The organism is Pseudomonas sp. 32_A (genome assembly GCF_017490905.1).
In the GTDB taxonomy this organism is placed as follows: Bacteria; Pseudomonadota; Gammaproteobacteria; order Pseudomonadales; family Pseudomonadaceae; genus Aquipseudomonas; species Aquipseudomonas inefficax.
The window spans coordinates 82,043-89,154 of record NZ_JAFGYI010000024.1 but is presented as its reverse complement, the minus strand read 5'-3'; the positions used below and the strand labels follow the sequence as shown (position 1 = coordinate 89,154).

Here is a 7,112-nt window from a genome sequence, read left to right as displayed (position 1 = left end):
ATCACCAATATCGCCGGGCTACGCAAGCCAAACCCCCGCGCATCCTCAACCATCCCCCGCACATCGCTCCTGCACTCCCGCTGCTGCGGCAACGAGGCATTTTCGATCATCGCCACCGGCGTCCCCGGTGCCATGCCCCCGTCCAGCAACCCTTGGCGCACCTGCTCCAGCCTGGCCACACCCATGTACACCACCAGCGTCGTCCCGCCCTGGGCCAAGGCTGCCCAGTTCAGTTCGCTGTCGTCCTGGGTATGTGCCGTGACCAGCGTCACGCCCCGGCTCACGCCTCGCGAGGTCAGGGAAATCCCGCATTGCGTGGCGCCGGCCAGGCCGGCGGTGATGCCGTTGACCACTTCCACCTCGATGCCATGCCCCTGCAGCCACAGCGCCTCTTCACCGCCACGGCCGAAGATGCATGGGTCGCCGCCCTTGAGCCGCACCACGCAGCGCCCTTGCCGTGCATGGCGCAGCATCAGGCGCTGGATGAACGCCTGTGGCGTGGAGCGGCAGCCGCCGCGCTTGCCCACGGCGATCACCCGGGCCTGCGGGCAATGCTCCAGCACCATCGGGTTGACCAGGTCGTCGATCATCACCACCGCAGCTTGCTGCAACGCGCGTACAGCCTTGAGGGTGAGCAGTTCTGGGTCGCCAGGGCCAGCGCCAACCAGCCAGACTTTCGCATTCATCAGGGTTTCCTCATCGGCAAGGTGCGTTCAGCCCTTGAGCAGGGTGAGCAGCAATATCAGGTTGAACAGCAAGGACAGCAGCGCCAGGGTGCGCCATACCTTCAATGGCTCGCGCTCCAGCAACGGCCGTGGCCGGCTGGGCAGTTCCTGGCGGTCGCCACGTTCGAGCAGCAGCAGCCATTGTTCGGCGGTTTCGAAGCGCTGCGCCGGGTCGGCTGCCAGTGCCTGCTGCAGGTTGTGCTGCAGCCATTCCGGCAGGTCGGGGCGGTAGCGTGCGGCGTTGACCGGCTGGCCGAAGCGCGGGCGCTGGAAGGCCTCCACTTCACCGTAGGGGTAGTGCCCGGTCAGCAGGTGATACAGCGTCACGCCCACGGCATACAGGTCCTGACGTGGGCTGGGCGGTTGGCCATCGAATGCTTCCGGGGCAATGTATGACGGCGTGCCCGGCAACTCGTGCAGCGGGTCTTCGGACAAGCCCGGGCAGTAGGCCAGGCCGAAGTCCAGCAGGCGCAGCTGGCCATCGCTGCCCAGGTGCAGGTTCTCTGGCTTGATGTCGCGGTGCAGCAGGTTACGCCGGTGCAATACGCCGACCGCCTGCAGCAGTTGCCGGGCCAGCTCCAGCCACTGCGGCATGGGCAGCGGGCCGTGCTCGGCCAGCAGCGCTGCCAGGCTCTGGCCGGGGTATTCGCGCATCACGTAGTACAGGTGCTGGCGCTGGCTGGCGGTGTGCAGCTCGGGGAAGTGCCGGCCAGCGACCCGGCGCAGGAACCATTCTTCCAGCAACAGCCCTTGCGCTGCGCCAGGCTCCTGCCCGCGCGCGGGTGGCAGCGTCTTCAGCAGCCAGGCTCGGCCATGGCCATCGCGCACCCGGTACAGCAGCGACTGGCGGCTGTGCGAAAGCAGCTTTTCGGTTTGCCAGCCATCGATTACCTGGCCTTCACGCAGCGGGCCGGGCACAGGCCATTGCTGCAGTTGCGCCAAGGTGTCGCCCAGGTTGGCTGTGCCCAGTTGCTCGACCTGCACCAGCAAGGCACTGGCGTTGTCCTGGCTGCCGTTGAGGTGCGCGCTGGCGACCAGGGTGTCGACGGCCAGTTGCAGGTCGGGTTGCTCGCGCAGCACCGCCTGGATGTGTTGGTCGCCCAGGCTGGCCCATACGCCATCGCTCAACAGCAGGAAGCTCTCGCCCGGCTGCAGTTCGCCTTCCAGGTAATCCACCAGCAAGTGCTGGTCCAGGCCCAGCGCGCGCTTCAGCACATGCTGCATGCCGGGCTGGTCCCATACGTGGTCTTCGCTCAGGCATTGCAGGCGCCCGGCGTGCCAGCGGTACGCGCGACAGTCCCCTACGTGGGCCAAGGTAAAGCGCCGGCCACGCAGCACCAACGCGCTGAGGGTGGTCAAAAGTGGCTGGCCGCTGCCTTGGGCGCGCAACCAGCGGTTCTGTGCCAGCAGCAGGCGGTCGAGTGCCTGGGCCACGCTCCAGGTCGCAGGGGTGGCGTAATAGTCCAGAGCCAGCGCCTGCAGGCTGGCACGGGCTGCCAGGCCGCCATCGGCACATTGGCTGACGCCGTCGGCGAGGGCGAACAGGTAGCCCTTGCTGGCAGCCAGCTCCGGCGCCGGGGTAACCAGGCGCAGAGCGTCCTGGTTTTCCTCGCGCGGCCCGGTGGCGCTGGCCTGGGCAAACTTAAGTTGCAGGCTCATGGCTGTGCCTCAGACTCGCGCCGCAGTAACCGCAGCCGAGCCCCAGGTGGTGCGCCAGCGCTGTTTCACGCCGTGCAGGCCGAACCAGGCCAGCAAGCCCAGGCTGGCGAACAGCCACAGCCCCAGTTGGTAGTCACCGGTGTGCTGCTTGATGGTGCCAAGCCCGGCGGCCAGCAGGAAGCCTCCGATGCCGCCGGCCATGCCGATCAGCCCGGTCATCACGCCGATCTCCTGGCGGAAGCGTTGCGGCACCAGCTGGAACACTGCGCCATTGCCGGCCCCCAGGCCGAGCATGGCGCTGACGAACAGGGCCAGTGCAGCGGCTGCGCTAGGCAGGTTGAAGCCGACTGCGGCGATGCAGATGGCCGCCACGCTGTACATGCCCAGCAAAGTGCGGATACCGCCGAAGCGGTCGGCCAGGGCGCCGCCGAGTGGGCGCATCAGGCTGCCGGCGAACACGCAGGCAGCGGTGTAGTAGCCGGCGGTGATCGGGCTCAGGCCATACTGGTCGCTGAAATAGCCGGGCAGGGCGCTGGCCAGGCCGATGAAGCCGCCGAAGGTGACGCTGTAGAAGAACATGAACCACCAGCTGTCACGGTCGCCCAGGGCCTTGAGGTAGTCGGCCATGGCTTTTGGCTTGGGGCGCTGCGGGGCATTGCGTGCCAGCAGGGCGAACACCAACAGGGCCAGCGACAGCGGGATCAGCGCGAAGCCGAACACATTGTTCCAGCCAAAGCCTGCAGCCAGCGCAGGGGCCAACAGGGCAGCGAACACTGTGCCGGAGTTGCCGGCACCGGCAATGCCCATGGCTTTGCCTTGATGCTGAGGTGGGTACCATTGCGAGGCCAGCGGCAGTGACACGGCGAACGAAGCGCCAGCAAAGCCGAGGAAAACACCCAGCAGCAGCGCTTGTTCATAGCTGTGCACGCCCAGGTACCAGGCAGCGGCGAGGGCGACGATGACCACCACCTGGCCGATCAGCCCGGCGGTCTTGGGCGACAGGCGGTCGACCAGCACGCCCATGGCAAAGCGCAATATCGCCCCGGCCAGGATCGGTGTGGCCACCATCAGGCCCCGTTGTTGTGCACTCAGCTGCAGATCGGCGGCAATCTGCACCGCCAGTGGGCCAAGCAGGTACCAGACCATGAAGCTGAGGTCGAAGTACAGGAACGCGGCGAACAGCGTGGGCACATGCCCGGATTTCCAGAAGCTGGTACTCATCGAACACCTCACTCGGCAATGCAACGGAACGAAAAAGACGCCGCTACCCGCTCCACATGGGTGGAGGGGAGAGCGACGTCTTTGTCGGGATCAAGTGGGCAACCGCCGTTGGCTACCGGTGATATTTGTTCAGCAAGAGATGGGCCAACTCGGAGAAGTTGCTGTCCCCTTGTAGGAGCGGCCTTGTGTCGCGATGGGCTGCGCAGCAGCCCCGGCAATCTCTGCCGCGAAGCTGAGATCCTGGGGCTGCTGCGCAGCCCATCGCGACACAAGGCCGCTCCTACAGGGACCGCGTGAAGCAGGTTGCTAGCCCAGCATTTCATGCATGGCAATGATCTGCTCGGCCACCTGGATCAGCTTCTGCTGCCGGCTCATGGCCTGGCGGCGCATCAGGGTGTAGGCCTGTTCTTCGTTGCAATCCTTCATCTTCATCAGCAAACCCTTGGCCTGCTCGATGCGCTTGCGCTCAGCCAGTTGCTGGTCGCGCGCCAACAATTGTGCCTTCAGTGCCTGGTCACTTTCGAAGCGGGCCATGGCCACATCCAGGATCGGCTGCAGCCGCGCCGCATGGATGCCTTCGACGATGTAGGCGCTGACCCCCGACTGAATCGCCTGGCGCATCACGGCGGGGTCATGCTCGTCGGTGAACAGAACGATGGGGCGTGGCTGGTCACGGCTGACCAGCACCACCTGTTCCATCACATCTCGGTCCGGTGAGTCGGTATCGATCAGCACCACATCCGGGCGCACCGTTTCGACGCAGGCGGGCAGGTCGATGGTCAGGCCGGGGGCTTCGATGACCTCGAAGCCGGCCTCGCTCAAGGCCGCCTTGAGGCGACCGAGTTTGCTCTGGGTGTCGTCGATCAGGAGGATGCGCAACATGAATGGTACCCCTCACGCGCCGACACGGGCATCGGGCAGGTCGCCCATGGCATGCAGGCTGAAACTGCGGGCATAACCGTAGGGGTCGCTGCCGTCCCAGCGGCTGCCATCGATCAACAGGCTGCTGCGCATTGGTTCAGGGCAGGCCACGCCGAGGCTTTGTGCCGCCTCGCCATACAACGCCAGCTGCTGGACCTGGCGGGCCACGCCGAGGTAGTCGGGATCATCGCGCAGCAGGCCCCAGCGGCGGAACTGGGTCATGAACCACATGCCGTCGGACAGGTACGGCAGGTTGGCCCGGCCATGGTCGTGCAGGCGCAGTGCATGGGGATCTTGCCAGTGGTTGCCCAGGCCATCGTGGTAGCTGCCCAGCAAGCGTGGTTCGATACTCGCCAGCGGGGTGGCCAGGTAGGCGCTGCCGCTGAGCAGTTGCGCAGTGCTGCGGCGATTTTCCGGGCTTTGCTCGATGAAGCGGCTGGCGGCCAGGACCGCCTTGATCAGCGCGCGGGCACTGTTGGGGTATTGCTCGGCAAAGGCGCGGGCGCAGGCCAGGACCTTCTCCGGATGGTCTGGCCAGATCGACTGACTGGTGGCCAGTGTGAAGCCCTGGCCCGTGGCCACTGCATCGGCAGCCCAGGGTTCGCCCACGCAGAAACCGTCGATGCGCCCGGCCTGGATATGCGCGGCCATTTGTGCCGGTGGCACCACCACGCTGTCGACGTCGCGCAATGGGTGGATGCCCTGGCTGGCCAGCCAGTAATACAGCCACATGGCGTGGGTGCCGGTGGGGAAGGTCTGGGCAAAGGTGAGGCGTGCGCCATGCTGGTGCGCCAGGCGCGCCAATGCTTCAGGGTTGGTCACGCCTTTGCGCTGCAGGGCCGGAGACAGGTTTATGGCTTGGGCGTTCTGGTTCAGCCCCATGAGCACGGCCATTTCGCTGGCCGGTACACCGCCGATGCCCAGGTGCACGGCATAGACCAGGCCATACAGGCAGTGCGCCGCATCCAGTTCGCCGCTGACCAGCTTGTCGCGCAGCCCGGCCCAGGAACCCTGGCGTTTGAGGTTGAGGGTAAGGCCGTGCTGCTGGGCAAAGCCCTGGGTGGCGGCGACTACCACCGAGGCGCAGTCGGTCAGGGCCATGTAGCCGATGTTCAGGCTGGGCTTTTCCGGCGCGTCGCTGCCGTTGACCCAGGCCAGGGGCGTTGCTCGGGGTACAGTGTTCACAAGGTTCCTCGCCCGTACTGATAAGGCTGTGGGCTTTTCCGGTGCAACGCATGTGCCAAAGGCCCTGGGGTCGCATTGCGGCCCCGTGAAAGCAACTGTCTTGCGCAAAGCTAAAAGCTTGTGCGATCCCTGTGGGAGTGGGTTCACCCCCGAAGCAGGCAGCTCGGTGGATGGCACCGGCTTCGCCGGTGTTCGCGGGTGAACCCGCTCCCACAGGTACTGCACTGGCTGTCAGAGCTTCACCGGCCCCACGATTTGCTGTCATGCCGGCCCCACGCTGGCTATAATCGCCCCCTCATTCACCCCGAGCCTTGCCCGCCCATGTATACCCTGGCCCGCCAGCTGCTGTTCAAGCTTTCCCCGGAAACCTCCCACGACCTGTCCCTGGACCTGATCGGCGCCGGTGGCCGTCTTGGCCTCAACGGCGTGCTGTGCAAGCAGCCGGCGGCTTTGCCGGTTACGGTCATGGGCTTGAACTTCGCCAACCCGGTGGGCCTGGCGGCCGGCCTGGACAAGAACGGTGCGGCCATCGACGGTTTCGCCCAGCTGGGCTTCGGCTTCGTCGAAATCGGCACCGTCACCCCGCGACCGCAGCCGGGCAACCCCAAGCCGCGGCTGTTCCGCCTGCCGGAGGCAACGGCCATCATCAACCGCATGGGCTTCAACAACCTGGGCGTTGATCACCTGCTCGGCCGGGTGCGGGCTGCGCGTTACACCGGCGTGCTGGGCATCAACATCGGCAAGAATTTCGACACCCCGGTGGAGCGTGCCGTCGATGACTACCTGATCTGCCTGGACAAGGTGTACACCGCGGCCAGTTACATCACGGTCAACGTCAGTTCACCAAACACCCCGGGCCTGCGCAGCCTGCAATTTGGCGATTCGCTCAAGCAGTTGCTCGATGCCCTGGCCGAGCGCCGTGAGCAACTGGCCGGCACGCATGGCAAGCGCGTACCTCTGGCAATCAAGATTGCCCCGGACATGAGCGACGAAGAAACTGCCCTGGTGGCCGCAGCGCTGATGGAGTCGGGCATGGATGCGGTGATCGCCACCAACACCACGCTGGGGCGTGAAGGTGTCGAAGGGCTGCCATACGGTGGCGAGGCGGGCGGCCTGTCGGGCGCGCCGGTGCTGGAAAAGAGCACCCACATCGTCAAGGTGCTGGCGGGCGAACTGGGCGGCAAGCTGCCGATCATTGCCGCTGGCGGCATTACCGAAGGCCGCCATGCCGCCGAGAAGATCGCTGCCGGCGCGAGCCTGGTGCAGATTTATTCGGGCTTCATTTACAAGGGGCCGGCGCTGATTCGCGAAGCGGTGGATGCTATCGCTGCGATGCCGCGGTGACCTGACACGGCCTCTTCGCGGGTAAACCCGCTCCCACAGGTACTTCACTGCTCTCAA

At 65.8% G+C, this 7,112-nt stretch carries 6 protein-coding genes; 1 reads left to right on the top strand and 5 read right to left on the bottom strand.

The features are described 5' to 3' along the window. The 5 genes from cobA to J5M58_RS16110 form a co-directional block, all read right to left on the bottom strand. Positions 1-686, bottom strand: a 686-nt coding sequence (gene cobA, locus J5M58_RS16130; protein ID WP_207878724.1) for a uroporphyrinogen-III C-methyltransferase, incomplete at its 3' end; no start/stop codon positions are given. 27 nt (positions 687-713) lie between these two features. Beyond that, positions 714-2,384 carry a bifunctional protein-serine/threonine kinase/phosphatase gene (locus J5M58_RS16125; RefSeq protein WP_112252099.1) on the bottom strand — a complete coding sequence of 557 codons (1,671 nt, stop codon included), beginning with the start codon at positions 2,382-2,384 and terminating at the stop codon, positions 714-716. A gap of 9 nt (positions 2,385-2,393) precedes the next feature. Continuing rightward, positions 2,394-3,605, bottom strand: a complete 1,212-nt coding sequence (locus tag J5M58_RS16120; RefSeq protein ID WP_207878722.1) for a NarK/NasA family nitrate transporter — start codon at positions 3,603-3,605, stop codon at positions 2,394-2,396. A 306-nt stretch (positions 3,606-3,911) separates the two neighbouring features. Continuing rightward, a complete protein-coding gene (locus J5M58_RS16115) occupies positions 3,912-4,487 on the bottom strand; it encodes an ANTAR domain-containing response regulator (protein ID WP_112252101.1) in 576 nt (191 codons plus the stop codon). A gap of 12 nt (positions 4,488-4,499) precedes the next feature. After that, positions 4,500-5,711 carry a CmpA/NrtA family ABC transporter substrate-binding protein gene (locus J5M58_RS16110; RefSeq protein ID WP_112252102.1) on the bottom strand — a complete coding sequence of 404 codons (1,212 nt, stop codon included), beginning with the start codon at positions 5,709-5,711 and terminating at the stop codon, positions 4,500-4,502. Between the two features lie 321 nt (positions 5,712-6,032). On the opposite strand from J5M58_RS16110, the gene J5M58_RS16105 reads away from it, so the two are divergent. Further along, positions 6,033-7,055, top strand: coding sequence for a quinone-dependent dihydroorotate dehydrogenase (locus J5M58_RS16105; protein ID WP_112252103.1), 1,023 nt, complete (start codon positions 6,033-6,035; stop codon positions 7,053-7,055). Positions 7,056-7,112: the final 57 nt, after the last annotated feature.

Bases quoted from the DNA above. Each gene is read 5' to 3' on its own strand.
- J5M58_RS16115 (WP_112252101.1), bottom strand. From the start codon at position 4,487: ATGTTGCGCATCCTCCTGATCGACGACACCCAGAGCAAACTCGGTCGC.
- J5M58_RS16105 (WP_112252103.1), top strand. From the start codon at position 6,033: ATGTATACCCTGGCCCGCCAGCTGCTGTTCAAGCTTTCCCCGGAAACC.
- J5M58_RS16125 (WP_112252099.1), bottom strand. From the start codon at position 2,384: ATGAGCCTGCAACTTAAGTTTGCCCAGGCCAGCGCCACCGGGCCGCGC.
- J5M58_RS16120 (WP_207878722.1), bottom strand. From the start codon at position 3,605: ATGAGTACCAGCTTCTGGAAATCCGGGCATGTGCCCACGCTGTTCGCC.